The organism is uncultured Lamprocystis sp., from assembly GCF_903933125.1.
In the GTDB taxonomy this organism is placed as follows: Bacteria; Pseudomonadota; Gammaproteobacteria; order Chromatiales; family Chromatiaceae; genus Thiodictyon.
In genome coordinates this window covers 16,554-41,406 of record NZ_CAIZIZ010000444.1, presented here as the reverse complement: position 1 = coordinate 41,406, position 24,853 = coordinate 16,554, and the positions used below count along the sequence as shown (strand labels likewise).

Genomic DNA, 24,853 nt, shown 5'->3' with positions numbered 1-24,853 from the left:
GCGACAGACGATACCTCCACTGTGGTTTCTTCCTATACTGCTTTAGATAATCAGTATCGAAAAAAGTTGCAATAAAACACTGATTTTATGGTTTTCCTGAGAGTAAGATGTGCGTACAAATATTTTAGTTGAAGTACTTATAAACGAGCGCCTACGGACGTTTGCACAACCCTTCAGCAGTGGACGCAATCGAAGATTTCTGCTTACAAACGCCATCATCCCTTCGTATCTGAAGATAGTTACTTTCCGTCTTCCATCGCCATGCCAGCAGGGTTTGTCCTGCTTCCCCGGCTCGCGGGCGTCGCGAGAGCGCGTCTGACCCAGGAACTCCTGCGTAACCTGGGCAACTTTCCTAAGACCTTGACATTCGAGCACCATGAGCGGCGGAACCAATTTGAGAAGGTCCCCGTCGAGCACCCCTTGCGCTGGCTGCTCCGTGAGTATGGGTCCATCCAGATCGGCAAACAGATTGTACAGGTCAACACCGTCCTCGCGCGCATCGGCTCGCCCGCTCTGCAGCAAGTCAAGGAGCTTCAAGACTCGATACCCAGGCTGATAGCACTGGCGACCCAATCATTGCCCAAGCCAAGCAGCGAAGAGTTGGGCCTATTCTGGCGGGGATTGCGCGAGAACCTCGCCACCCCCGAGCGAATCCGCAACGGCGACTTGAAAGATCTTTGGAATGGAGCGGCGGCAGACAGCCAGTTCTGGAAATCCTTGCCCAGCCCGAACGGCAATGTGCCCCTCACTGAGGCCTACGTCACAGGTTCTCAGGACCTTGCCCGACGCGCCCGGGACCGCGGTCGACTGGTGTTCGAACTGGATGAGGTCGCCCGCAAGCTGTGGCTGGGACAGGGGGCGCAGAGTCTTGACGATGCCTTCAAGGTTGGTTGGACCGAGGCACTGGCGCCAGTCTGTCTGCTCCAGGACGCTATCCCTGACATCGCCGTGGTCTTGGCCAAGGACCAAGCGGATCAAACTTATAGCCAATCGGTCCAGGGACTTCATCTGAGTATTGAGGATCATCCCGACCCGGTGTTCTGTATTCACTGGCAGGGCGTGCTGTATCTCGATCCCGGGCAATTGGACGCCCTGCCACGCCAAGATCGCTTGCTTCGCGTCCTGCGGGAGGCATCGACGGCCGGTTGGCTCAACTGTGGTCCCGATGAGGCCATTCGCCGTATCGCCGATGCGACCCTGGAAGCCCGTCGGGCGGAGGTTGCGGCGGCAGCGGGACTTGCCGAGCGTCTATTGCAGGCGGTCGGCGGGGATGTGGAGGCCCTCATGGCTGCCCTGGGCGAGCGGGCCTGTTCCGCCTTGCCGCCGGATGCCGAGCCATTGCAGGTGGCCGAGCTCGCGTTGGCCTTGTTGGGTCCGACCGTGCTGCAAGCGTTGCGTGGGGCGCTGGAAGCGGCCGACCTGCGCCCGCCCAATCGGTGGGGCACGGAGGAGGCGCGGGCCTTTGTGTTGGAGTTGAGGTTTCCTGAGGCCTTCGCGGTCGCCCAGACCGCGCGCCGGGATGCGGAGTTTTGGGTCTCGGGGCCGATCCCACTACCGCCGTTGCACGATTTTCAGGAGGAAGTCGCCGATGGGCTCCGGGCCTTGATCGAGGGCGGCACCGGTCGACGCCGCGCCGTCGTGAGCCTGCCGACCGGCGGCGGTAAGACCCGCGTTACGGTGCAGGCGGCAGTGGACCGGGTGCTGGCTCCGCCCGGCCCGCGGCGCACGGTCCTGTGGATCGCCCAGACCGACGAGCTATGCGAGCAGGCGGTGCAGTCATTCCGCCAAGTCTGGCTGAATCGCGGGGCGCAGGCGACCGACTTGCGGGTGGTTCGGTTCTGGGGCGGCGCGGGGAATCCGTCGGCACCCGCTGCGGGCGAGCCGACCGTGGTTGTCGCCTCGATCCAGACCCTCAACAGCCGTATCGATCTGGAGGCACTGCGCTGGCTCAAGACCCCTGGGCTGGTGGTGGTGGATGAATGTCACCACGCCATCACCAAGAGCTATACCAACGTCTTGCGCTGGCTGGATGCGGAGGCCCCGCGCCCCGGCGCGTCCGCGAAGGAGGAGCCGCCGTTCATCGGGCTCAGCGCGACGCCCTTCCGCGGGATCGACGAGGAGGGGAGCGACCGGCTCGCGCGGCGTTTCGACCAACGCTGGCTGCCGACGAATCAGCAGGACCTCTATGCGCGACTGCGCAGTCAGGGCGTCCTGGCCCACGCCGATCACGAGCCCCTGGAGTCGAACACAACAGTGTCCACGGACCTGTTCACTGAACTCGAAGATTGGGACGGAACGACGGAAGATATCCGGCTCGACGGGTTGTTCGAGAGGGTCAACCAGGACTTGGCCGGTAACGCGACCAGAAACGAGTTGTTGCTCCAGACCATCGACGCAAGCGACGCTCACAGCATCCTGTTCTTTACCAACTCGGTCGGCCACGCCGAGGAGATGGCGGCTCGGCTCTGTCTGCGCAGTATCCCGGCCGCAGCGGTCAGCGGCGAGACCCCGCGGACCGCACGCCGCTGGTTCCTCGACCGCTTCCAGTCCGGGGAGATTCGGGTACTGTGCAATCACAGCGTGCTGACCACCGGCTTCGATGCGCCCAAGACGGACCTGGTGCTGATCGCCCGCCAGGTGAAGAGCCCGGTCCGCTACATGCAGATGGTGGGGCGCGGGCTGCGTGGACCATTAAATGGCGGGACGGCGCGCTGCCGGATCATCACCGTATTGGATAATCTGGGGCGGTTCGGAAACCGACAGCCGTTCGATTTTTGCTCGAAGTTCTATATTTCGGGCTGATTCAGGACGATGGCGGTTGCGAGTGTCCGGGGGAGTCGGCGGCCGTCCAGAAGCGTAATGAGAGCGTAATGAGCGTAATGAGAGATAGACCACACGTTTATTCACCAAGAATGGTGATATCGACGGGTGGAGAATCAAACATGATCTGCACCCTATTATGTCAAGGCCTTGGCATCATGCCGCCGCGCTGGCCAGCGACCGAAGCTTATCGAAGGTATCCGGGTATTGGCGCACCATCAGGATCAGCGCCGCGGCTTGTGCGTTGGGAGTTGCCCGCCCCTGCTCCCAATTCTCCAGGGTGCGCGTCGCCACGCGCAGTCGGCGGGCGAAGACCGCCCGCGACACGCTCAGGTGCTCCCGGGTCTCCCGAATCAGCGCCGCATCGACCCGCAGCGTCGGCAGGTCTTCCGCCTCGCGCGTGCGCAGGGTGATCTTGCCCTCCCGTTGCGCCCGCATCGCCCCCACACCATCCATGATCTCGGCGAACAGATTGCGTTTAGGCGTCATCGTTGCGGTCTCCTCTGTGCCTGTTTGGTTTGAATTGCCGGCTTCAAGGCATACTTCTCATCGGGTCAGAGCCCTTTGTGCCGCTTCTTGTCGTGGCCCGTTTTTCAAGCGATGGCTTGAATCCCCTTCTTCTCGATGACGGTCAAGAGCCGTAGGGAGGACTAAGGGGTCAGGCTCAATTAAATCCGTCGGGCGGATGAGAATTTAATAGATTAAGCTTGGCCTTTTTTCCTGTTTTTTTGGGTCTACTCCATCGCCACCGGATCAGCGACCGCGACAGGCCAACACCATCTTCTCAAACCGGCAAAAGCTCTCGGAGCACCGCAAGCGCCCAAAATCCAACTGGACTGCCTTCAGGACCCGGACGGCGTGAACAGTGTCGTTATAGCGCCAACCTCTGGCCTGTTTGAATAGTCCGATGACCTCGGCCTTCGGTTGCGGATGTCGATCCGGGCTCCTGACTCGCGGTACCGGGAACGGATGAGCGGGGGTAGACAAGAACGCGCTCAGCGATCTTTCGTTGGCAATTAGCCAGCTTTCCAACTCCTGCTCGACACAGACCAGATACACCGGCGCATCCTCGGGTACGCCAGCCTCCATCAGCCGGCTCAGGAGCTCGCGGCGCTCGGCATGCCGACAAGGTTTGTCGGTGCGGTCCGGCCAGGCTGGGCGCAGGTCCCAGACGATCAGTACGCACGCGCAGCCGTCTTTGAGCAACCTGGCCGCGACCTTTCCGGAGTCTCGCAAGAGGTTCGCTTTGTTATCCAGTGTTTCGCTGCGCACTCGCATCCCGGGCCTGATACGCTCGATCACGTATTCGCAGACCTGTTTGTCGGCGCCTTGGGGACCGCATTCCAGGATCAGGCCAAGCGAGGGGGCTGTCACTTCACCGCCTCGTGCAGCGACCCCATCGTGTAGAGGCGCCCCGGCGCAAACTCCTGCGACCACTCGCGCAGGGACGCGTCATCCGAGGGACGGTGGAACCTCGGTTCGCCCTTGGAGTCGCGAGCGACCAGTACCAGATGCCGGAGCTCGAACAAGTCCAGAAGGTAAGGCGAATGGGTGGTGAGCACGACCTGGGTCGCGCCATCCAAGGTCGCAGACCGGATCTCTTCCACCAGCATATGGATACTGCGCGGATCCAGTCCGTTCTCGATCTCCTCGATGAGAATCAGCGGGGGTGGCTCGGGATGGCGAAGGAGGGCGAGCAGCGCAAGGACTCGCAATGTGCCGGTGGAGAGCATCCAGCCCGGAACCGGGTGTCCGGCTTCGGATAGCTGGATGTATGCCTTGCGCTCGATCTCCGAGGTCAACAGCGGCTGCAGATCCGAGGCGTAGGGCAGGACGTAGCCGATCGCCTGAACGATTCCCTCCAGCGCACTCGGGTCGCGACGCTGAATATCGAGCAGAAAATCCGCGATATTGCTGCCGTCCCTCGCTAGCCGGACCCGCCCTGGCGTGCGCCGCTGAGGCACGGGAAGCCCCATCCTTTCCGGTTGAAGGCTGAGAAACTGCCAGTCGCGGATGTGGTTGGCGATCTTCTCGAGTCCCTGGGTTCCAGGGAACGTCAGAATCGACCGTCCGGGATCCCGCACGCCGGAGCGGTCGAAAAGCTTGCCGTTGGCGTGTCTCGCGGTCTCCTTGGTGATCCGGATCTGGCTCGCATCCGGGTCGCTTTCGATCTCCATATGCAGAGAGGTACCCGTCTTCGGCGCAAACACGTCAGGCCCGAGATCGAGATCGAACGACATCAGCGCTCGCGACTGCCCTTTCGGCTCGCCCTGAGATGCTGCGAAGTGGCGAACGTGCTCGATACCCAGCCAGCGCTGCATGGCCGTGTCCAAACCGTCCAGCACGATCGATTGGTAGGTCTCCAATGCCTCGATTAGACTGGATTTTCCACTCCCGTTGTGGCCCACGAAGACGGTGACTGGGCCAAGCCGGACGTAACCGCTGTTTGCGATCGCCTTGAAATTTTGAACCTGAACGGATCTCAGCCGCAGTGGGGGTTGCTCAAGGCGTTGGTGCATCGGCTTTGCCCGGGTCGTCTGCGGTGGATGTCCGCAAGTTTACAGCGTCACCGAGGACGGAACACGCTTATTCATTGCGTACAGTGCGATCGGTCCGGTGCTTTCGCTTACCCTCCGCGCCGACCCCGCCCGTCTGTCGGCCTCGCTCGACAACGGACTCCGCTGGCGGAACGGCATCCCCGGTTGATGACGGCCTGAGCAAACTCCGGTAATCTCTATCGCGAAATATCGTGATGCGCGCCGATTGCCCAGGGGACCCGCCGGAGGACGCCATGATCGACCCAACGCCGCTCGCCCGCTGCCCTGGGGGAACCACGCCGCCCGAGTGTGCGGCCCACACCGAGACCAGCTTCGAGGACCTGCTGACGGATCTCGCGGCCTCCTTCATCAACGTGGAGGCCAGCGCGCTGGACGCGCACATCCAGGCGGCACTGCGTCGGATCGTGCTGTTCCTGGGGCTCGACCGCTGCACCATCGGCCGCTTCGACGACGTGCGGGCGGAGTGGACCGTCACCCATTCCTGGGCACAGGACGGCATCGCGCCGATCCCCTCGCCGCTCGCGGAGGCCCACTTTCCCTATCTGGTGGGGCAGGTGCGCGCCGGGCTGCCGACGCTCGCAGAGCGGCTCGCGGACCTGCCGCCGGAGGCATCGGTGGACCGCCAATCACTGGCGCGTCTCGGGCAGAAGTCATTGGCGGTCTTTCCGCTGTCTGCCGACGCCCAGGTGCTCGGCTGGGCCTCCTTCGGGGCGGTGCGACGGGAGCACGCCTGGCCCGATGACCTGGTGCGGCGGTTGCGACTCGTCGCCGGTATCTTCGCCAATGCCCTGATGCGGCGACGCAAGGAGACGGCGCTCAAGGAGGCCTTGGCGGAGAACGTGGCCCTGCGGGAGCGGCTGGAGGCGGAAAACGCCGTGTGGCGGGAGGAGGTGCTCCTGCGCGACAGCTTCGACGAGCTGGTCGGCGAGAGCCCGGCGCTGCGCCGGGTCCTGCTGCAAGTCGAGCAAGTCGCACCAACGGACAGCACGGTGCTGGTGTTGGGCGAGACCGGCACCGGCAAGGACCTGATCGCGACCGCGATCCATCGGCGCAGCCGCCGGGCGGAACGCCCGCTGATCCGGGTGAATTGCGCCGCCCTGCCCGCGACCCTGATCGAGAGCGAACTGTTCGGTCACGAGAAAGGCGCCTTTACCGGGGCCATCGCGCGCAAGATCGGGCGCTTCGAGGTGGCGCACGGCGGGACCCTGGTCCTGGACGAGATCGGCGAGCTGCCGTTGGAGTTGCAGGCCAAGCTGCTGCGGGTCTTGCAGAGCGGCGAGTTCGAGCGACTGGGCGCGACGGCGACCCGGCGTAGCGATACCCGGGTGATCGCCAGCACCAACCGGGATCTGGAGGCCATGACCCGGGACGGCAGTTTCCGCTCGGACCTCTTCTATCGCTTGAGCGTCTTTCCGATCACGGTGCCGCCCCTGCGCGAGCGCAAGGAGGACATCGCGCTTCTGACCGCCTATTTCGTCGAAAAGCTGCGGGCCAAGCTTGACCGGCCGGCGATGCGCGTCCCGGACCGGGCGGTCGCGGCGCTCGTGGCCTATGACTGGCCGGGCAATGTGCGGGAGTTGGAGAACATCGTGGAGCGCTCCATGATCCTGTCGCCGGGCGCGACCATGGCGGTGGACGTGCTCCCGCGAACCACGGCGGGCGCCCGGGCAACGGCGCGCGATCCGTCCGCCGGGGCCGACCAGCGCACCCTCGCCGAGGTGGAGCGTGACCACATCCTGGCCATCTGCGCCGTCTGCGGCTGGCGGATCAACGGGACAGGGAACGCCGCGGAACGCCTTGGGATCAATCCCAACACCCTGCGCTCGCGGATGCTGAAACTGGGGATCGTGCGGCCGGTTGGGTCTCGGCCCCGGCGGCCTTAGGGAACGTACGAGGCACGCCGGCACAAAGGAAAACACCGATGACCAATCTCGATCCGCTTGCCAACCTGGCCGTCCCGGCACTGGTCTGGCTGTTGATGTTGACGGTGGGGCTGGAGCTGACGCCCGGGGACTTGCGGCGCGTTGTCGTGTACCCTAAGGCGGTCCTGGTGGCGACCCTGGGCCAGCTCCTGCTGCTGCCCGCCATCGCCGCCGCGCTGATCTGGGCGCTGCGCCCGGAGCCGACGGTCGCGGCCGGGATGATCCTGCTGGCGGCAAGCCCCGGCGGTGCACTCTCCAATGTCTATACCTACCTGGCGCGGGCCAATCTCGCCCTGTCGGTGACCCTGACTGCACTCTCCACGCTCCTGGCCCTGGTCAGCATGCCGCTGCTGACTGCCGCCGGTATCGCCCTGTTTCTGGATCGACACGACGCGATCCCGGCCCCGGTCGGGCGCATGGTCGGTCAATTGGCGCTGCTGCTGCTCCTGCCGCTGGGCCTGGGGATGGGGCTGCGGCATGGGTGGTCGGCGTTGGTGCACCACGGCAGGCGGTGGTTGCGGCGGCTCAGTCTACTGGGACTGGCGGTCCTGGTCGGCGCCATCCTCTATGCGGAGCGGGCAGACCTGGCGAGCGGTCTGGGGCCGATGGTCACGGCGGCGCTGGCCTTCTCCGTGACCGCGATGCTGACCGGCTGGGTGCTGGGCTGGCTGGTCGGGCTGAATCGGCAGGACCGCTTCACCCTCCTGTTGGAATTCGGCGTGCGCAACCTGGCCCTGGTCGCGCTGATCGGGATCACGGTCTTCGGACGGGTCGAGATGGTGCTGTTCGCCACGCTCTTCCTGGTGGTGGAGATGCCTATCGTCCTGCTGTTGGCGGGCTTGCATGGACGCCGCGCCGGGCCAACAGACACCGCCGAACCGGCGGGCCAGGAACCTGGTTCAGGTGCGCACGACCGGGAGACGAACGCCCCGGTTCGCTAATGTAGGGTCTGTTGTGTCTGCGACTGCCCCGTAATCTGTCCATTTTAGGGGGCAGCCAGGAGAAAGCGGCCGGCACCAGCCGACGAACCGAGAATCCTAGGGATGGGACATCCGCGGGGTACTCCGCTCAGACTTACATAGGGGTGATGATGCAGCGGGAGGGCAGGCGATCCGCCATCGACCCGTATCCGATCGGGGCCGCGGCAAACCCGGCATGCGGCGCTTGTTGATTTGACCAGACCGCCCGCGGCTGTTAGAACGGCGCCGGTCTTCACCCAGCACCAGGACGGCCTCTCACGATGTACCCAAACCTCGCGCGACCAGGGCGCCTCGCCGCGTCACTGCCCCTACTCCTTGCCCTCACCGCCGGGGCCATCGCGGTCCTGGGCTTTGCGCCTTTCGCGTTCTTTCCGGTCGCGGTCATCGCGCTCGCCCAGCTCAACGCAGCGCTGGCGCAGGGATCGGCTCGCGCCGGGTTCCTGCGCGGTTATGCCTTCGGCCTTGGCCTGCTGGGCTTCGGCGTCTTCTGGATCCGCATCAGCCTGAACGAATTCGGCAACATGGACGCCTGGGCCGCCAATCTGCTGATGATTCTCTTCATCGCGCTGATGGCCACTTACTACGGACTGGTCGGCTGGCTCGCCCGCGCCCTGCACCGCGGTCCCGCCTGGACCGGCCCGGTGCTCCTGCTGCCGGGTCTGTATGTCCTCTTCGAATGGCTGCGCGGCTGGCTCTTCACCGGGTTTCCCTGGCTCAATCTGGGCTATACCCAGATCGATGGGCCGCTTTCCGGCTATGCGCCCATCCTCGGCGTCTACGGCCTGAGCCTGCTCACGGCCCTCTCGGGCGGACTCCTGTGGGGCCTGATCCGCTGGGGCTGGCGCGCGCGGGCGGCGGCCGGAGCGGGTCTGGCGGCGCTCTGGCTGGGTGGGCTTGCCGTGCAGCAGGTCGACTGGACTCAGCCGGTGGGCGCGCCCTTCCAGGCGACCGTGATCCAGGCGAATATCCCCCAGGCGATCAAGTGGGAACCGGAAGCGCGGATCGGCATCATGGAGGCCTATGTCGATCTGACCCTGCCGCACCTGGACTCAGGTCTGATCCTGTGGCCGGAGACGGCCATCCCGAATTTCCTGCATGAGGTCCGGGACCCGCTGCTCGACCCGCTGGCTCAGCGGGCGCGCGAGACCGGGACCGAGATCGTGCTCGGCATTCCGGTGCTGGACCTGGAGGCCGAGCGTTACTACAACGGGCTGGTCAGCATCGGCAGCGTTGAGGATCTCTATACCAAGCGCCATCTGGTGCCCTTCGGTGAATTCCTGCCGTTCGGCGCCTGGCTCGGCCCGCTGATCAAACTGTTCGAGATCCCGATGTCGGACTTCAGCGCGGGCACGGCCCCCCGCCCCCTGCTGCGCGTCGGCCAGCGGACCGCCGGGGCCTCGATCTGTTACGAGGACGTCTTTCCGGCCGAGGTCGCACAGGCCCTGCCGGAAGCCCAGTTCCTGATCAACGTCAGCAACGATGCCTGGTTCGGCGACTCGCTGGCACCTCATCAACACCTGGAAATGGCCCGCATGCGCACTCTGGAGGGCGGCCGCCCCATGGTGCGCGCGACCAACACCGGGGTCTCGGCCATCATCGACTGGCGCGGGCGTGTGCTTAATCAGGTCCCGATCTTCGTACGCGGCACGGCCAGTGCCCAGGTCCAGCCGCGTACCGGCGCCACACCCTTTGTCCGGTTTGGCAACTGGCCGGCGCTCTTGCTTGCCTTGGGGCTGGTCGGCGCGGGCCTCCTGATCGGCCGCCGCGGTGCGGTGTGAGCCAGAGACGGCCCGGCCGGGTTATGATGGCGGCATCGTTTCGCCGAAGGACGCCGCCGTGCAGGCCCTGATTACTTTTTTTGTTGAGCTGTGCCTGCTGCGCCGGGGCCCCCAGGATCTGCCTGCCGCACCGGTCCTGTTCTGGGTCACCCTGGTCACCGATCTGGGTGCCGGACTGCTGATGGGCCTGGTCTCGGGTCTGAGCCTGGGTCTCGGCCTGGTGCAGGGGATCGCCGAACTCGCATTGACCCTCGGACTGCTCTACGCCGGCCTTTACTTCACCGGTCATCTCGGGCGTTTCATCCAATCCGCCACGGCGCTGCTCGGCAGCGGCGCCCTGATCGGCTTCCTCGCCGTGCTGCCGTTGTCCATGAATCCGCAGGGCGGCGATCCGTCCAATGTCGCGGCACTGGGTGCCTTCCTGCTACTGACGCTGGTCGCCTGGAGCATGGTGGTGACCGGTCACATCATCCGGCATACCTTCGGGATCAGCCTGGGCCAGGGCGTGGCCCTGGCCATCATCTTCAAGGTGTCGGCCGTCCTGCTGATCGGGAAGTTCCTGGGCGGCGCCTGAGTGACGTCTCGGTCGTTGTCGTAATCGAGTTCGGTTGATGATCCCCGCGGGTATGCGTTGGTCCCATGCGTGTTCCGGCTCGCCGGGTGCGTCGTCAGGCCATCCTGGCCTGACACCGTCAGGGCTGGAAGCCCTGACTACGCACACCGCTGGCCGGGATTACGATCAAGGCCGAATCGCTTATCCGACTGCGACAACGACAACGACAACGACAACGATTGTATTCGTTGTTTTACTCATTTCTGACTCGCTACGAAAGAGGATCGATCGCTATGCACCTGCACATCCTCGGGATCTGCGGCACCTTTATGGGCGGGATCGCGCTGCTCGCCCGCGCCCAGGGTCATCGGGTCACCGGCTCCGATGCCCAGGTCTATCCGCCCATGAGCACGCAGCTCGAGGCGGCCGGCATCACCCTGATGGAAGGCTATGCCGCCGCGCACCTGGACCCCGCTCCGGACGTGGTGGTGGTCGGCAACGCCATGCGCCGCAGCATCCCCGCGGTCGAATCCATGCTGGATCGGGGCCTGCCTTATTGCTCCGGCCCCGACTGGCTGCGCGACAACCTGCTCACCGGACGCTGGGTGCTCGCGGTGGCCGGTACCCACGGCAAGACCACGACGGCGAGTATGCTGGCCTGGGTGCTGGAGGACGCGGGTCTCGCTCCCGGGTTCCTGATCGGCGGTGTCCCCCTGGACTTCGGGGTCTCGGCCCGCCTGGGCTCCACGCCCTTCTTCGTAGTCGAGGCGGACGAATATGACACCGCCTTTTTCGATAAGCGCTCCAAGTTCGTCCACTACCGGCCGCGCACCGCGATTCTGAACAACCTGGAGTTCGATCACGCCGACATCTTCGACGATCTGGCGCAGATTCAGCGCCAATTCCACCATCTGGTGCGCACCGTCCCCGGCATCGGACTGATTATCCACCCCAGTGACGAACCGGCCATGGACCAGATGCTGGCGATGGGCTGCTGGACGCCGCGCGAGACCTTCGCGATCTCAGCCGCCGACAGCCAGGGTTGGAACGCCCGTCTCATTGCTGCCGATGGATCCCGCTTCGAGGTCCTGCTGGACGGTGTCCCTCAGGGTGTCGTCCAATGGGGCCAGACCGGGCTGCACAACGTCAGTAACGCCCTGGCGGTGCTGGCCGCGGCCCGCCATACCGGCGTCCCGGTCGGGGTCGGTATCGACGCGCTCGGGCGCTTCAAAGGGGTCAAACGCCGCATGGAACTGCGCGGGGAAGCGCGCGGCGTGCGCGTCTTCGACGACTTTGCCCACCACCCGACCGCCATCGCCACCACCCTCCAGGGGCTGCGCCGCCAGGTCAGCACGGCGCGCATTCTTGCCGTGCTGGAACCGCGCTCCAACACCATGCGGCTCGGCGTGCACAACGCGGAACTGGCCGCCTCACTGGCGGATGCGGACCTCGTCTATGTCCACGCGCCGCAGGATCTGGGGTGGGATGCGGCGAGCGTCTTCGCCGGGCTGGGCGAGCGGGCGGCCGTCTTCGACCGCGTGGACGCCATCGTGGCGCGGGTGGCCGCGCAGGCGGCCGACGGCGATCAGGTCCTGGTCATGAGCAATGGCGGGTTCGGGGGGATTCATCAGAAGTTGCTGGATGCGCTGGGGGCTCATTCTGACGGATAGCCCTCCATTCGATCACGCCCCGCCGCCTTAGCCAAGTAGAGTTTGCGGTCCGCGGCCTCGATCAACGCATCCACCGTTTCCCCTTGAGCTTCACAGATGCCCCCGCTCACGGTCAAACGCACACGGGAGTCAGCCCAAGTCAGGGCCTTGACCGCGATCCGCACCAGCTCGGCCAGGTTCATGGCCTCGTGGTTGCCGGTTTGGGGAAGGATCACCAAAAACTCTTCGCCCCCGTAGCGGCCGACCAGATCGGCCTTGCGGACGACGCGCAGCAAGGTCGCGGCAACCTTGATCAGGACCTCATCGCCCATCGCATGTCCAAAGCTGTCGTTGATCCCCTTGAAGTGATCCAGATCGATCAGGATGATGGAGCATGGCTGGTCAGGGTAAGGAGCAGGTCGATCCGGCGGATAAAGGGCGTCCCGGTCGCGGGGTCTTTGATCAGCAGGATGGAGCCCAACGTGGCCCGCAGTTCGGTCTCCAGGCCCGCCTGGTCAGCGGGCTCGTTGATGAACAAGCGCTCCAGATTCCGACTCTCGGCCTGCGCCAGCGCATGAGAGCGACTGGCGGCGTCCGCCCGCAGCAGGGGCTCGATGACCAGCAGCCAATGCGCGGTGATCACCCCGGTGAGCAACACCCCGAGCAAGGCGAAGATCAGCGCCAGGTGTCCCTCGAAGCGGAGCGTCCCGCTGCCGGTAGAGCCCATGTTACTCATAGGTTCGGGCCACCTTCAGGAAGAAGGGTTTGAACCGGACCCCCGCCCGCCGCGCCTGCGGCACATTGATGTGGGGCAACACCCGATCGGCCACATAAAGCCCAGCCACCGCGCCGGCCTCCAGGTCCCCGGCGAAGGGTGAGAACACCAGGGTCTGCAGACGCTCCGACCAGGCCCGCAGACGGGCACCACCGACCGCGACACTGGTGACGAAAATCCCGCCCACCCCAGTCGCGGGATACTGGTCGAGCGCGCCGGCGGACAGTGCCTTGACGCGTAATCTGCGCCCCCGCACCTCGCCGACCGCTTCCAGTCCGCGAACGGCCTCACGGGCATCCGCGGCGGACCCCTGGTAGACCACCAGCACTTGGAGGGTTCCATCCGCGGCAGCTCGGGAATCAAGTGACTCGATGGCGCCGAGGACCGCGGGAAAGATCTTCAATCCGACCCGCAGGCGCTGTTCATCCTCCTGCAACAGGGTGGGATCCGCCGCCCAACCCGCCTGTGCCCAGGCCAGGATGCAGAGTCCGCAACAGACCAGCGACCAGACACGAGCATGGGCAAATAGCGACGATTTCAGGCACGCCCCAGGCATCAGAAAGTGTAGCCTGCCGAAAGCCACCAACGGCGTCCGGGCTGCGGATAGTCCTGGGGATAGACCAGATCCACATCCGCGACCCGGGTCGGAATGTCCGGGAAACGCTGGTCCGCGTCGGTCAGATTCTTAACACCGACCGAGAGAAATGGCCCGGCGCCCGCCCGACGGTAATTGAGCGTCAGATCCAGTGAGCCATAGCCCGCCAGCGATTCGCGCGGGTCGGGCTCCACCCGGCTGCGCTCGCCGACATAACGCAGTTGCAGGGCCGCCGTCCAGTCGTCCGCCACCCGCCACAGCAGTGCAAAGTTTCCAAGCAGATCGGTGCCCCCGGGGAGCGCCGTACCGGTACCGGTCCAGGCCGCATCCACGTAGGAGAGATTGGCATCGATCTTCACGCGGGCGCTCAGCCGCTGCTGGTACTCCAGTTCGACTCCGGACAGATGGGCATCGGGGTTATTGACGTAGCCGTTCAATCCGACATAGTCGAAGCTGATAGGCCCGGTCAGGTCGGAATGAAAAAGAATCAGGCGCGTCTCCCAAGTCGGCTGTTTCCGGATATAGCCCAACTCATAGGTGGCGATCTCGCTCGCTACCAGCGGCTCCCGGCTGGGGTATTCCAGTTCGTAGAACGTCGGGGGGCGGAACGCCTGCGCGTATTGAAACTTGAGGATATTCCTGGAATCGAGGCGCCAGACCGCGGCCAACCGGGGGCTCAGGTAGGCATCCAGATCGCTGTAGTCATCGTAGCGCAGGCTGCCGGTGAGCGTGACCTGCTCGCCGGCGCGGAACACATCCTGAATAATCCCGCTCAGGATCCGCCGCTCCCGCGTCGCGTCCAACCAGGTGGCGGCGATCGGGAAGGGCAACGCGGGCCAGTCCCAGGACGCGTCATGGATATCTATCCGGCTGGCCTCCAGACCGAACAGCAGGTCATGGCGGGGCTCCGGCCGCCAGTGCAGTTCCGCCGCGCCCAGGTAGCGCGTCTCGCGGTACCGCTGATTCATATAGATCGGCTGCTCGGCGAGGTAGCCCGCGGGAAAGACATAGAGCCCGTCGCGTTCCCGCTCGTATTGGAGGCCCTCCAGGCGGACGCGGGCACTCAACGTGTCTGAAAAGCGCAGATCTCGTCCGACCTCGACGGCCAGATCGCGCTGATGAGTGACCAAATCCTGGTCTGCCGGTGGCAGGAAGTGGTTGATCCCGAACTGATCCCCGTAGGCGTCATCCAGCAGCTTGAGCGTAGCGAAGGCGCCCTGCCAGCGCAACTCGGCAAACAGCCCGCCATAGCGATGCGCATCGTTGGCCGGACCAGGGGCCTGGGACAACGTCGATCGGCCGACGGCATACAAGGCGTCCTGCGCCACCCGGACCTCTCCGCCATCCCCGGTGAGGCCGGTCGCGTTGAGTGACAAGGTCAGGTCCCGCGCCGGGTCCTGCCAATACCAGATGCCGCCGCCGCCGGCCGTCGCCCCCTGATCGGCCTGGACATGCAGGGTGCGCTCCTGCCGCCGGGTGATGACATTGATCACCCCGGCACTGGAGATCCCGCTCGTCGTCGGCCCCGCGGTCGCCTGCAGGGGCTGCGCCGACGACGAGCACCAGACCCAATGCGAGGATCGGCCGCCGCCCGGCGTGTCGGCGCAGGGCGCAGCCGCGTGAACCCGCGGGTCCTGGCGCCGATGCGGTCATGAGGGCATCAGCACGGCGCTGCAGGGGCCGGAAAGCAAGGCGCGCCGCACTCCGGACGGCCGCGTTGTGCCGTCACCCGGTCCCAAGTCTGGTCTGCTGTCCGGCCTCAATCCGCCGGACTCAGATCCAGACCCAGATTGCTGTACCGCAGGCGCACGAACATCGAGTAGGCATAGGCGCAGATCGCCACCAGGAAGCCCAGGATATCGACAACCGAGAAAAGCCCCTGCTGATCGACCACGAACCACAGGATGGACAAGGCGATACCAGCCAGCAGGACACCCAGCACAAAGAGCGGCGCCAAACCCGCGCGCATCGACTGCAACCCCTGCAATTGCCGTGAGACCGGTCGCTCGCGCGGGACGCCCCCCACGCGTTCGCGCGCGCCCAGCACCGCCTTGCGATGGGCCAGCGCCCGATAAACCAACCAGGCGCCGAAGAGCACACAAACCGCCCCAAAATAATATTTCATCGCCGTTTAACCCAATAAGACCAGACTGTAGACCGAAACGAACAGCGACGGGCGCCGGGGCCCGCCGCCGTGGGGACGATCGTACCTGCGGTCGGCGAACTCAACAAGCGGATTACACGACTCCGGCATCGCGACCGAAGCCGCCACGTTCAACCGCGTACCAATCGAACCGGCGGGTGATGACCATGACCAGGGCGAGCAGCCCGAACAGGAGCAGTGATCCCATCAGCAGGGCCAGGTCTTCACTCACCAGCAACCCGTAGAGTGCACCGAACAGGGCGGCCAACAGCCCGGCAAAACCCAGTCCGCGCGCCTTGCTGCCCAGGACATAACTGAGGTAGAACCCCTGGAGCCCGATCCCGGCACCGGCAGCGATCGCATAGGCCAAACCGAAGGGAAGGTGTTCCGCCAGACTCAGCAGCAACAGGAAGAACAGCGCCAGGGCCAACCCGACCAGCAGGTACTGGGCCGGGTGAATGCGTAGTGACCGCAGCAGTTCGAACAGGAAAAAGGCGGCGAAGCTCAAGGCGACGAACAGAAAACCGTACTTCAGCGCCCGGTCCGCCATCGAATAGACATTGACCGGTTCGACGAAACGCACCCCGAATGACTCCAGGCAGGCATCCTGACACGCCGTGCGCTCAGCCGCTGCCGCAACGAAGGCGGCCGGCGCCTGGGTCGCCAGCGCCGTGACCTCCCAACTGGCGCGGAAGCCGTCGGCGTCGATCCGCTGGTCGCGGGCACTGGGCAGAAAAGCGCCGCTGAAGCTCGGGTGGGGCCACGCCGAGGCGAGCGCGACCCGCGTGGTCTCGGCCAAGGGGATGAAGCTCAGACTCTCGGTGCCGCGCACCGAGAAGGTCAGGGTGAAAGGCAGCGCGCGGGCCGATCCCGGCGTGATGCCCGCGCACTCAGCGCGGATCCCGTTGGACATTGCGCCCAGCCCGCTGCCGTTGCGGAAGTCGAGGTCCTGCCCATCCAGGGTCAGGCGGGGCGCGCTGGACAAACCGCGGGTGTCGCTGATGAGGAGACTGACGAATGCGGTCCCCCAGGTGACCTTGGCCCCCTCACGAACGCCGGGCAACGTCGGTGCCGTCGGCACCTCGAAGCGCCCCGTCACCGTGGTCGCCAGATCGTAGACCAGTGCCTTGAACAGACCGCGGCGCTTGTAGTCGGTCGCCGCCTGGCTATCCCAATCGGCAACGCTCGGCAGGATCACCCAGCGGCCCTCGGTGCGGCGCGGATACTCGCGACGCACGCGGCTGGTCCCGGCCGGCGCACCGGCGACGTCCTCCAGGACCACCTCGGTCCATTCGATGGTGTAGGGGAAGATCAAGGCCGGACCGGCCAGCGTCTGGGCGCCGGCGGTGCTCGCCGCGACCTCCTGCACCACCGACGCCTGTCGCTCCTGCCGCTCCGCGACGGTGGAATGGATCAGTTCCAATGGTACAAGCAGCAGCAAGGCCAGGGCCGCGGTGATCAGTGCCTTGAGTAAGAGTGTTTTTTGCATGACTGTCTCCTGTGGATTGATGGACAGGTACAGTCTGGAAGGTCCGGGTGAAGACCTGATCGAGGCCGGGTGAATTCGGGTGAAGTCCCGTGAAGTCAGGATGAGCAATCCCCGCCAACGGCACTAAGTCAACCGGGGCAGTTCCAGCACGGCGAGCGCCCCGCCCGCCGGATGATTGCGCAGACACACGGTCCCGCCGTGGAGCGCGGCTACCTCCCGCACGAAGCTCAATCCCAGCCCGGTGCTCTTATCGGACCCGTTTGGTCGCGGCAGCGAGAAGAAGGGTTCGAACACCCGCTCCAGAGCATAATCCGGCACGCCGGCGCCGTGGTCGCGGACGCTGATCATCGCGGACCCGGGTGCGGCCTCCATCACCAGGTCGATACGGCCGCCCGGCGGCGAGAAGGCGATGGCGTTCTCCAGCAGATTGACCAGCGCCTGACGCAGCAGAAAGGGCTCACCGATCACGATCAGGGTTGCGGGGCCGGTGATGGCGATCCCGACCCCGCGCGCGGTGCCGGCAACGGCCTCTGCCACATCCCCGGCCAGGCGGACCAAATCCACCGGAACCGACTCCTGAAGGGACTCCTGCTGCTCCACCCGGGCCAGGCTCAGCATCCGCTCCGCCAGGTTGCGCAGGCGCTCCTCCTGATCACGGATGTTCGCCAGGAAGCGCCGCCGCTGTGCCGCCGGCATGTCCTCCTCCGCCAGCAGTTCGGCGGCCCCGCGAATCGCCGCCAGCGGGCTCTTCAGCTCGTGCGTCAAGGTATGAACATAACGCTCCACGTAACGGCGCCCCTCCAGACGCTCGCGCATGGCGGTCAGCGCCGCCGACAAATCGGCCAGTTCACGGGCACTGAACCGCGGCGGCGGGCTGCGCCGACCCTCCGCCACGTCCAGGGCGTAGCGGCGCATCCGCCCGATGGCATGGGTCAGATGCCAGGTGAAAAGTGCCCCGATCAGACCGGAAACCAGTAACAGGAGCACTCCGCGGTCGCGGATCTTGGCCTCGCTACGGGCGATGAAGGGGGCGACGGTCGCGCTCGGCTTACCCACGGAGACCGCCCCGATGATGTGCCCGCCCCAGCGCACGGGCGCGGCAACATACATCACCGAGGTCCCGTCGTCATCCGGTCGGTCCCGGGTCGATCTGGCTCCATAGCCCCCGCGCAGGGTGCGGTGAATGTCGTTCCACTGAGAGAAATCCTGGCCGACCAGGGCGGGGTCGGTGGCATAACGCACGCGCCCGGCGGCGTCGGTGATGGTGACCCGATGATCCAGGCTGCGCTTCTCAATGTTCCAGATCCCGGCCGTGACCGTGCGTCTGGTGTAAGCGCCCAGGGCCGCGGCGATGCGGTTGCCCGGATCCTCCATATCGGCTGGCGCAGGCCCGTCATCGATCAGAACCTGGGCCGCGGCCAAATCGGGGGCTATCAATTCGGCGATCAGGTTGGCCGTGTCCACCAGGGTATCCTCGGTCGCCTCGCGCACCCCGGGTTTGATCTCGGCGACAAAGACCGTGAGGACGAACCAGCCCGCCAGGCCGACGATCAGGAAATAGCCCAGGGCAACCTGGAGCGAAACCCTCATCGGCGCCCCCGCAGTCCATAGCCGATCCCGCGATGCGTGACGATGGGATCCGACGCCGGGTCGACGGCCTTGAGCTTGGCCCGGAGCGTCTTGATGTGGGTATCGACGGTCCGCTCCAGGCTGTGGTCCGGGGCGACCCAGACCCGCTGCATCAGTTGCTCACGGGAGAAGATCCGGCGGGGCGCCTCGATCAGGGTCTTGAGCAGCAGGTATTCGTAACGTGTCAGTGCCAGCACCTGGCCCTGGAAATAGATGCACTGGGCGTCGTCGTCGATTCGGAAGCCTGGGTCGGATGTCGGGGCCGGCGCCTGATCCGACTTGGCGTCGGACAGGGCGACCGATGGCACATGCACCCGTCGCAAGATGGTGCGCACCCGCGCCGCGACTTCCCGCGGGCTGAACGGCTTCACCACATAGTCATCGGCGCCGATTTCCAGACCGACAATCCGGTCGATCTCAGCCGAGCGGGCGGTGAGAAAAATGACCGGAATCTCACTCTCGCGGCGGATCTCCCGGCACAGATCGAAGCCGTTCATGTCCGGCAGACCCACATCCAGGATCAGCAGAGCGAACCCGCCGCGGCCCAGTGCCGCCAAGCCGTCCCGCCCGAGCAGGCAATGCTCGGTGACAAAGCCCTCGGTCCTCAAGGCATAGATCAGGGTATCGGCGATCGCCTGCTCATCCTCGACGATCAGGATGCAACGCTGGATTGGCTCGGGCATGGCGGCGTATCAATGGCGCGAGGATCGGTTCAGTCATCATACTCCCCCGCCCGCCGCGCATCCCCGCGCACTCGGTCGGCCGGATAGCGCTGCTCGTTGATGGCGATCTTACGGTAGGCGGCGGCGATGGGGTCGATGTCCAGACGCTCGCAAAGACGCAGGATGTAGATCAGGCAGTCGGCCAGTTCCAGCGCCACCTGCGCTTTCTTCTCCGGGCTGAGCGTCCGGCTTTGCTCCTGGGTGAGCCATTGGAAATGTTCCAGCAACTCACCAACCTCCCCCGCCAGCGCCATCGACAGATTCTTGGGGGAATGGAATTGCTCCCAGTCGCGTTCCTGGGCGAAGCGGACCAGGCGGGCGTTCAGATCGTCCAGGCAATCCATGACCCTCAGCCCTCGGCCAGCCGTAACCGCGCCCGGCCAATCGCGGCGCGCACCTGGGCGGGCGCCGTGCCGCCCAGATGATCGCGGGCGGCGACCGACCCTTCGAGGGTCAGCACCGCATAGACATCGGGTTCGATGCGCTCGGAGAATCCCCGCAATTCATCGATGGTCAACTCGGCCAGATCACGCCCCTCACGCACCCCCAATGCCACCGCCTTGCCGACGATCTCGTGGGCGTCGCGAAAGGGGATGCCCTTGCGCACCAGATAGTCCGCGAGGTCGGTGGCGGTGCTGAAACCCTGGGCCGCGGCCGTGCGCATCCGCTCGCGCCGGCAGGTGACCTGCCCCATCATCTCGGCATACACCTTGAGACAACCCTTGAGGTTGTCGACCGTGTCGAACAGCGGCTCCTTGTCTTCCTGATTGTCCTTGTTATAGGCCAGCGGCTGACCCTTCATCAGCGTCAGGAGGCCCATCAGGTGGCCGAAGATCCGTCCGCTCTTGCCGCGCACCAGCTCCGGCACGTCCGGGTTCTTTTTCTGAGGCATGATCGAGGAGCCGGTGCAAAAACTGTCGGACAGGTCGACGAAGGCGAACTGCGCGGAGGCCCAGAGGATCAGTTCTTCCGAAAAACGCGACAGGTGCATCATCAGGATGGCTGCGGCGGCGGTAAACTCAATGGCAAAGTCGCGATCCGACACGGCGTCCAGTGAGTTCTCGGCAGGACGATCGAACCCCAGCAGTTGCGCGGTCAGGTGACGGTCGATGGGGTACGTGGTACCGGCCAGGGCGGCCGCCCCGAGCGGCATCACGTTGACCCGACCGCGGCAGTCGGCCAACCGGGCACGGTCACGCTCCAGCATCTCGAACCAGGCCATCATGTGATGTCCGAAGGTGATTGGCTGGGCCACCTGGAGATGGGTGAAGCCGGGCATGACGGTGTCCGCCTCACGCTCGGCCAGCGTGAGCAGCGCCGTTTGCAGGCGGGTGATGGCGGTCCGGATCAAGTCGATCTCGTCGCGCAACCACAGCCGTACGTCGGTCGCGACTTGATCATTGCGCGAGCGGCCGGTATGCAGGCGTTTGCCGGCGTCGCCGATCGCCTCGGTCAGTGCGGTTTCCACATTCATGTGGACGTCTTCCAGCGGAATCGACCAAGTGAACGCGCCGGCATCGATACGCGCCCGGACGGCCTCGAGACCGGTCACGATCTGGTCGCACTCGGCCTGACTCAGGATACCTTGCCGGGCCAGCATGGTGGCGTGGGCAATGGAGCCCTGGATGTCGTAACGATAGAGACGGCGATCGAAGTCGACCGAGGCGGTGAAAGCTTCGACAAAGGCATCGGTGGGGGCGTTGAAACGCCCGGCCCAGGGCTTTGCGGCCCCGGCGCTGGAATTGTGGCTTGGCTCGTGCATTGAGAAGTCCGACCGGTGTTAAATAAAGCATTCTACATGCGCCCCCGTCGGGGCTGGACCTTAAGGCGTGCAAAACCCCTTTGATGATGTCGCCCCACCCCCGCCGCACCGCGGGTTTTCGCCCGATTTCTGTGGGCTGCGGATGACCGTCGGTGTGGTCCTGGCCACCCAATTGCTCGGCATCAGCCTGATCCTGGCATCCCACTGCAGGGTCGCCGAGGTCTGGGGACGCCTGGGCCCCATGTCACTGTTCATGCTGATCTTCTCCTTACTCGCCTGCGGGGTTCTCTGTGCCTTTCGCCCGCTGCTACGGCGGGTCGGGGATCGCACGGCGGCACTGCTGGCCTGGCTGATCCTGATGGCCGTTGCCGCCCTGGTGACCTGGGGCGCGTATGCTTTTCCGCAAGAGACACTGCGAGTTCACGTCTTCCCGGACGAGGGACTCGCCGTGATCCTCGGCCGCAGCCTGGGTATCAGCGCAATCCTCGGAGGGATGTTACTGCGCTATCTCTATCTTCATCACCTGTGGCGGCTGCAGGTCGAGGCGGAGGCGGAAGCCCGCTTTCAAAAGCTTCAGGCGCGGATCCGACCCCATTTTCTGTTCAACAGCATGAACACCATCGCCAACCTGACGCAGACCAACCCGCGGGTGGCCGAGGAGGTCGTACAGGATTTGGCTGATCTGTTCCGCGCCACCCTCGCAAACGCAAACTCGGCCTCGACCCTGGCCAAGGAACTCGAATTGTCCTATCGATACCTCAACATCGAAAAGCAGCGACTCGGCGACCGACTCCAGGTCCTGTGGGACGTCGAAGACCTGCCGGGCGACGCGATACTGCCGCCCTTGATCCTTCAACCCTTGGTGGAGAATGCGGTTTATCACGGAATCGCCGCATCGCGCCGGCCTGGGCTGATCCGGATCAGCGGGCGCTATCGCCGCGCGCAGGTGAATGTCAGCGTCCGCAACAGCCTGCCGGAAGAGGACGAGCAGGGCGAAGGCCACACGGGCGGGAACCATATCGCGCTGGATAACGTCAAGCAACGTATGGCCGCGATGTTCGAGGGTGAGGCACGGGTGATCGTCTCGCGAGTCGAAGGCGATTATCAGGTTCGGTTGGTATTCCCCTATCCATGGCAACGAAAATGAACATCCTGGTCGTCGATGATGAGGCTCCGGCACGGGAGCGATTGGCGCGAATGCTTGCGGAGCTGCCCGGCGATTACGCACTGGTGGGCGAGGCCAGCGATGGGATCGAGGCGGTGGAGTTGTGCTGCACCAAACCCGTGGATGTGGTGCTCCTGGACGTGCAGATGCCTGGCCTCAATGGCCTGGATGCAGCCAAGCAGATCGCCCGGCTCGAACCGCCGCCGGCGATCATCCTGGTCACCGCGTATGAACAGTACGCCCTGGCGGCCTTCGAGCATCGGGTCGACGACTACCTGGTCAAACCGGTACGGCGTGAAAGACTGCAGGAGGCATTGGAGCGGGCGCGCATCCCCAATCGCCCCCAACAGGCCGCGCTGACCACCCGCGACGAGACGCACCTGGGGCGTCGACACTCGCTCAGCGCTCACTACCGGGGCGGACTGCAAACAGTCCCGCTCGGGGACATCCTCTATTTGCAGGCCGAACACAAATACGTCACGGTTCACCACATCGGCGGCGAACTCCTGCTGGATGAGTCCCTGAAGTCACTGGAGGACGAATTCCAGGATCTGTTCGTGCGCATCCACCGCAACGCCCTGGTCGCGCGCTCCCGGCTGAGCGCGCTTGACAAGGATGCCGAAGGCAACCTCGAGGTCCACCTGCGCGACTGCCCGGAGCGCCTCCCGGTGAGCCGTCGCCATCTGCCGGAAATCCGTCGCTGGCTGCGCGGCGGCGCGTCCTGAACCCCACCCAACGGCATCGATCAAGATTCCGGTCACTTGGGCTCGACTGGTGCGTAGTCAGGCCATCCTGGCCTGACACCGTCAGGGCTGGAAGCCCTGACTACGCAGGCCGCCGGCCGAGATTACGATCAAGGCCCGCCCGCCTTCCCTGACCGCTCGCCGGCCGGGACGATCGGGAGCATTCCTCCGGCAATGCGTACCAAGGATGACTCGGCGAAATCACCCGGTTGTCCGCAGCGCCACTGACGCGGCAATCATCTGCCGATTGAGATTCCGGTGCCGGACGGCTACCCTCGCGCCTGTCGTCCGCCATCCCGCCCGCCCCCGAGCAACGATTCCGTGCAAACATTCGCGACCCGGCGCCGCTCCTGGCCCGCTCAACTCATCGTCCTGGTACTGCTGGCCCTGGTCGGTACCCTGCCCTTTTGGTGGACCGACCTGGACACCCGGGCCGCCGCGCTGTTCTACCATCCCGCCGCCGAAGACCCCTGGTGGGAGTCCGGCCGCTGGTTCTGGGCGTTGCTCTACCAGGCCTCCCCCCTGCTCGCCGGACTCTTGTTGATCGGCAGTCTGCTGACCATCGGGGCCGCCCGGATCTGGCCGCGGTTGCGGCGGCTGCAGATCTACGCAATCCTGATCATGGTCGCGACCCTGCTCGGTCCGGGTCTGATCATCAATGGCGTCTTCAAAGACCACTGGGGCCGCCCCCGCCCGCATCAGACAGTCGCCCTGGGCGGCACCCAGGCGTATGTTCCACCGTTGGCGCGCACCGCCGAAGGCCAGGGCAAGTCATTCCCCTGCGGACACAGCTCGGTAGGCTACCTGCTCGGGGTCTTCTGCATGATCTGGCAACGTCGCCGACCGCGGCTCGCCCTGACCGCACTGCTGGCTTCGATCGTCTTGGGGACCCTGCTGGGGATCGGTCGGATGAGCGCCGGGGATCATTTCCTGTCGGACGTCATCTGGTCCGCGGTGCTCGCCTATGGCATCGCCTTCGTGCTCTATTATGTGGTGCTGCGCATTCCGCAACGGGAGGCCGCGGCAGTCGGACACCCGCCGGCGACGCCCCGCCCGCTGCGCTATCCGGCGCTCACGGCGGGCGCCTATGGGCTCGCCGCGGCGGCCATGCTGTTCGGCGTGCTGCTCTCCACCCCGGTTCAGGAAACACGGAATCTGGAAGTCCAGACCCTCGCCGCCGCATCCGGACCGCGCACCCTGCGCCTGACGGCGGACGCCGCGAACCTGACCCTGTTCCCCCTCGGCGACACCACCGCGGCGGCCTCCATCCGACTCAAGGGCCGGGGCTTTGGTCTGCCGACCAGTCGCGTCCTGGGCGCGCTCGAGCGCACGGACGACGCCATCGCCTACACCGTCACCCACACCGGCCTCTTCACCGAAAAAGACACTACGCTCACCGTCGGCATCGACCCAACGGACTGGGAACGCATTGAGGTCCGGACCGCGCTCGGTGACATCCGTATCCACCCCTTGGGCGCCACCGTGCCGCAGTTGGTTCTGGAGACCAGGAACGGCGTCGTACTCGACGAGAGCGGTCCCCGCGGGACGGCGCCGTGAACGGACCGACGAG

General features: G+C 65.3%; 22 protein-coding genes. 9 read left to right on the top strand and 13 right to left on the bottom strand.

The genetic code is table 11. From position 1 onward, the window contains the following. Window positions 1-261: 261 nt before the first annotated feature. Window positions 262-2,802: a DEAD/DEAH box helicase gene (locus QZY03_RS23930; protein ID WP_295585285.1), complete on the top strand. Its 2,541-nt coding sequence runs from the start codon at window positions 262-264 to the stop codon at window positions 2,800-2,802. Between the two features lie 174 nt (window positions 2,803-2,976). On the opposite strand, the gene QZY03_RS23925 is transcribed toward QZY03_RS23930, so the two are convergent. From QZY03_RS23925 to QZY03_RS23915, 3 genes are all read right to left on the bottom strand, one after another. Beyond that, window positions 2,977-3,309 (bottom strand): transcriptional regulator, encoded by a 333-nt coding sequence (locus tag QZY03_RS23925; protein ID WP_295585283.1) that lies wholly within the window; start codon window positions 3,307-3,309, stop codon window positions 2,977-2,979. Between the two features lie 264 nt (window positions 3,310-3,573). After that, window positions 3,574-4,194 carry a DUF4276 family protein gene (locus tag QZY03_RS23920; protein ID WP_295585281.1) on the bottom strand — a complete coding sequence of 207 codons (621 nt, stop codon included), beginning with the start codon at window positions 4,192-4,194 and terminating at the stop codon, window positions 3,574-3,576. After that, complete coding sequence (locus QZY03_RS23915; protein ID WP_295585279.1) at window positions 4,191-5,339, bottom strand: AAA family ATPase; 1,149 nt, start codon at window positions 5,337-5,339, stop codon at window positions 4,191-4,193. The genes QZY03_RS23920 and QZY03_RS23915 overlap by 4 nt, the downstream gene beginning before the upstream one ends. A gap of 272 nt (window positions 5,340-5,611) precedes the next feature. Here QZY03_RS23915 and QZY03_RS23910 point away from each other — a divergent pair, with 272 nt between their 5' ends. The 5 genes from QZY03_RS23910 (at window position 5,612) to mpl (ending at window position 12,281) form a co-directional block, all read left to right on the top strand. Next, a complete protein-coding gene (locus QZY03_RS23910) occupies window positions 5,612-7,261 on the top strand; it encodes a sigma 54-interacting transcriptional regulator (protein WP_295585278.1) in 1,650 nt (549 codons plus the stop codon). A 38-nt stretch (window positions 7,262-7,299) separates the two neighbouring features. Continuing rightward, window positions 7,300-8,241, top strand: a complete 942-nt coding sequence (locus QZY03_RS23905; RefSeq protein WP_295585276.1) for a bile acid:sodium symporter — start codon at window positions 7,300-7,302, stop codon at window positions 8,239-8,241. 299 nt (window positions 8,242-8,540) lie between these two features. Next, window positions 8,541-10,058, top strand: a complete 1,518-nt coding sequence (gene lnt, locus QZY03_RS23900; protein WP_295585274.1) for an apolipoprotein N-acyltransferase — start codon at window positions 8,541-8,543, stop codon at window positions 10,056-10,058. Window positions 10,059-10,116: 58 nt separating this feature from the next. Continuing rightward, window positions 10,117-10,632: a hypothetical protein gene (locus tag QZY03_RS23895; RefSeq protein WP_295585272.1), complete on the top strand. Its 516-nt coding sequence runs from the start codon at window positions 10,117-10,119 to the stop codon at window positions 10,630-10,632. A gap of 272 nt (window positions 10,633-10,904) precedes the next feature. Then, the gene (gene mpl / locus QZY03_RS23890; protein ID WP_295585270.1) at window positions 10,905-12,281 is read left to right on the top strand and encodes a UDP-N-acetylmuramate:L-alanyl-gamma-D-glutamyl-meso-diaminopimelate ligase; all 1,377 of its coding nucleotides are present in this window, start codon (window positions 10,905-10,907) and stop codon (window positions 12,279-12,281) included. Here mpl and QZY03_RS23885 read toward each other — a convergent pair. The 10 genes from QZY03_RS23885 to argH form a co-directional block, all read right to left on the bottom strand. Beyond that, window positions 12,266-12,616: a GGDEF domain-containing protein gene (locus QZY03_RS23885; RefSeq protein ID WP_295585289.1), complete on the bottom strand. Its 351-nt coding sequence runs from the start codon at window positions 12,614-12,616 to the stop codon at window positions 12,266-12,268. The genes mpl and QZY03_RS23885 overlap by 16 nt on opposite strands. A 23-nt stretch (window positions 12,617-12,639) precedes the next feature. Continuing rightward, window positions 12,640-12,996 (bottom strand): hypothetical protein, encoded by a 357-nt coding sequence (locus QZY03_RS23880; RefSeq protein WP_295585268.1) that lies wholly within the window; start codon window positions 12,994-12,996, stop codon window positions 12,640-12,642. Next, the gene (locus tag QZY03_RS23875; protein WP_295585266.1) at window positions 12,989-13,591 is read right to left on the bottom strand and encodes a hypothetical protein; all 603 of its coding nucleotides are present in this window, start codon (window positions 13,589-13,591) and stop codon (window positions 12,989-12,991) included. The genes QZY03_RS23880 and QZY03_RS23875 overlap by 8 nt, the downstream gene beginning before the upstream one ends. Further along, window positions 13,591-15,123: a TonB-dependent receptor gene (locus tag QZY03_RS23870; protein WP_295585264.1), complete on the bottom strand. Its 1,533-nt coding sequence runs from the start codon at window positions 15,121-15,123 to the stop codon at window positions 13,591-13,593. The genes QZY03_RS23875 and QZY03_RS23870 overlap by 1 nt, the downstream gene beginning before the upstream one ends. Before the next feature lie 266 nt (window positions 15,124-15,389). Beyond that, complete coding sequence (locus tag QZY03_RS23865; RefSeq protein ID WP_295585262.1) at window positions 15,390-15,755, bottom strand: hypothetical protein; 366 nt, start codon at window positions 15,753-15,755, stop codon at window positions 15,390-15,392. Window positions 15,756-15,867: 112 nt separating this feature from the next. Continuing rightward, on the bottom strand, window positions 15,868-17,262 hold the full coding sequence (creD, locus tag QZY03_RS23860; RefSeq protein WP_295585261.1) for a cell envelope integrity protein CreD: 1,395 nt from the start codon (window positions 17,260-17,262) through the stop codon (window positions 15,868-15,870). Between the two features lie 123 nt (window positions 17,263-17,385). Further along, window positions 17,386-18,852 (bottom strand): two-component system sensor histidine kinase CreC, encoded by a 1,467-nt coding sequence (creC, locus tag QZY03_RS23855; protein WP_295585260.1) that lies wholly within the window; start codon window positions 18,850-18,852, stop codon window positions 17,386-17,388. Further along, entirely contained in the window at window positions 18,849-19,574 is a 726-nt protein-coding gene (creB, locus tag QZY03_RS23850) for a two-component system response regulator CreB (RefSeq protein WP_295585258.1), read from the bottom strand. The genes creC and creB overlap by 4 nt, the downstream gene beginning before the upstream one ends. 29 nt (window positions 19,575-19,603) lie before the next feature. Beyond that, on the bottom strand, window positions 19,604-19,957 hold the full coding sequence (locus QZY03_RS23845; protein ID WP_295585257.1) for a nucleotide pyrophosphohydrolase: 354 nt from the start codon (window positions 19,955-19,957) through the stop codon (window positions 19,604-19,606). A 5-nt stretch (window positions 19,958-19,962) separates the two neighbouring features. Next, on the bottom strand, window positions 19,963-21,375 hold the full coding sequence (gene argH / locus QZY03_RS23840; RefSeq protein ID WP_295585255.1) for an argininosuccinate lyase: 1,413 nt from the start codon (window positions 21,373-21,375) through the stop codon (window positions 19,963-19,965). Between the two features lie 67 nt (window positions 21,376-21,442). Here argH and QZY03_RS23835 point away from each other — a divergent pair, with 67 nt between their 5' ends. From QZY03_RS23835 to QZY03_RS23825, 3 genes are all read left to right on the top strand, one after another. Next, the gene (locus QZY03_RS23835) at window positions 21,443-22,522 is read left to right on the top strand and encodes a histidine kinase (protein WP_295585253.1); all 1,080 of its coding nucleotides are present in this window, start codon (window positions 21,443-21,445) and stop codon (window positions 22,520-22,522) included. After that, window positions 22,519-23,265, top strand: a complete 747-nt coding sequence (locus tag QZY03_RS23830) for a LytTR family DNA-binding domain-containing protein (RefSeq protein WP_295585251.1) — start codon at window positions 22,519-22,521, stop codon at window positions 23,263-23,265. Before QZY03_RS23835 ends, QZY03_RS23830 begins: the two co-directional genes overlap by 4 nt. A 339-nt stretch (window positions 23,266-23,604) precedes the next feature. Beyond that, on the top strand, window positions 23,605-24,840 hold the full coding sequence (locus tag QZY03_RS23825; protein WP_295585249.1) for a phosphatase PAP2 family protein: 1,236 nt from the start codon (window positions 23,605-23,607) through the stop codon (window positions 24,838-24,840). Window positions 24,841-24,853: the final 13 nt, after the last annotated feature.

Bases quoted from the DNA above. Each gene is read 5' to 3' on its own strand.
- QZY03_RS23845 (WP_295585257.1), bottom strand. From the start codon at position 19,957: ATGGATTGCCTGGACGATCTGAACGCCCGCCTGGTCCGCTTCGCCCAG.
- creC (WP_295585260.1), bottom strand. From the start codon at position 18,852: ATGAGGGTTTCGCTCCAGGTTGCCCTGGGCTATTTCCTGATCGTCGGC.
- QZY03_RS23880 (WP_295585268.1), bottom strand. From the start codon at position 12,996: ATGAGTAACATGGGCTCTACCGGCAGCGGGACGCTCCGCTTCGAGGGA.
- QZY03_RS23925 (WP_295585283.1), bottom strand. From the start codon at position 3,309: ATGACGCCTAAACGCAATCTGTTCGCCGAGATCATGGATGGTGTGGGG.
- QZY03_RS23865 (WP_295585262.1), bottom strand. From the start codon at position 15,755: ATGAAATATTATTTTGGGGCGGTTTGTGTGCTCTTCGGCGCCTGGTTG.
- QZY03_RS23915 (WP_295585279.1), bottom strand. From the start codon at position 5,339: ATGCACCAACGCCTTGAGCAACCCCCACTGCGGCTGAGATCCGTTCAG.
- QZY03_RS23910 (WP_295585278.1), top strand. From the start codon at position 5,612: ATGATCGACCCAACGCCGCTCGCCCGCTGCCCTGGGGGAACCACGCCG.
- QZY03_RS23830 (WP_295585251.1), top strand. From the start codon at position 22,519: ATGAACATCCTGGTCGTCGATGATGAGGCTCCGGCACGGGAGCGATTG.
- QZY03_RS23930 (WP_295585285.1), top strand. From the start codon at position 262: ATGCCAGCAGGGTTTGTCCTGCTTCCCCGGCTCGCGGGCGTCGCGAGA.
- QZY03_RS23875 (WP_295585266.1), bottom strand. From the start codon at position 13,591: ATGCCTGGGGCGTGCCTGAAATCGTCGCTATTTGCCCATGCTCGTGTC.
- argH (WP_295585255.1), bottom strand. From the start codon at position 21,375: ATGCACGAGCCAAGCCACAATTCCAGCGCCGGGGCCGCAAAGCCCTGG.
- QZY03_RS23905 (WP_295585276.1), top strand. From the start codon at position 7,300: ATGACCAATCTCGATCCGCTTGCCAACCTGGCCGTCCCGGCACTGGTC.
- mpl (WP_295585270.1), top strand. From the start codon at position 10,905: ATGCACCTGCACATCCTCGGGATCTGCGGCACCTTTATGGGCGGGATC.
- lnt (WP_295585274.1), top strand. From the start codon at position 8,541: ATGTACCCAAACCTCGCGCGACCAGGGCGCCTCGCCGCGTCACTGCCC.
- creB (WP_295585258.1), bottom strand. From the start codon at position 19,574: ATGCCCGAGCCAATCCAGCGTTGCATCCTGATCGTCGAGGATGAGCAG.
- creD (WP_295585261.1), bottom strand. From the start codon at position 17,262: ATGCAAAAAACACTCTTACTCAAGGCACTGATCACCGCGGCCCTGGCC.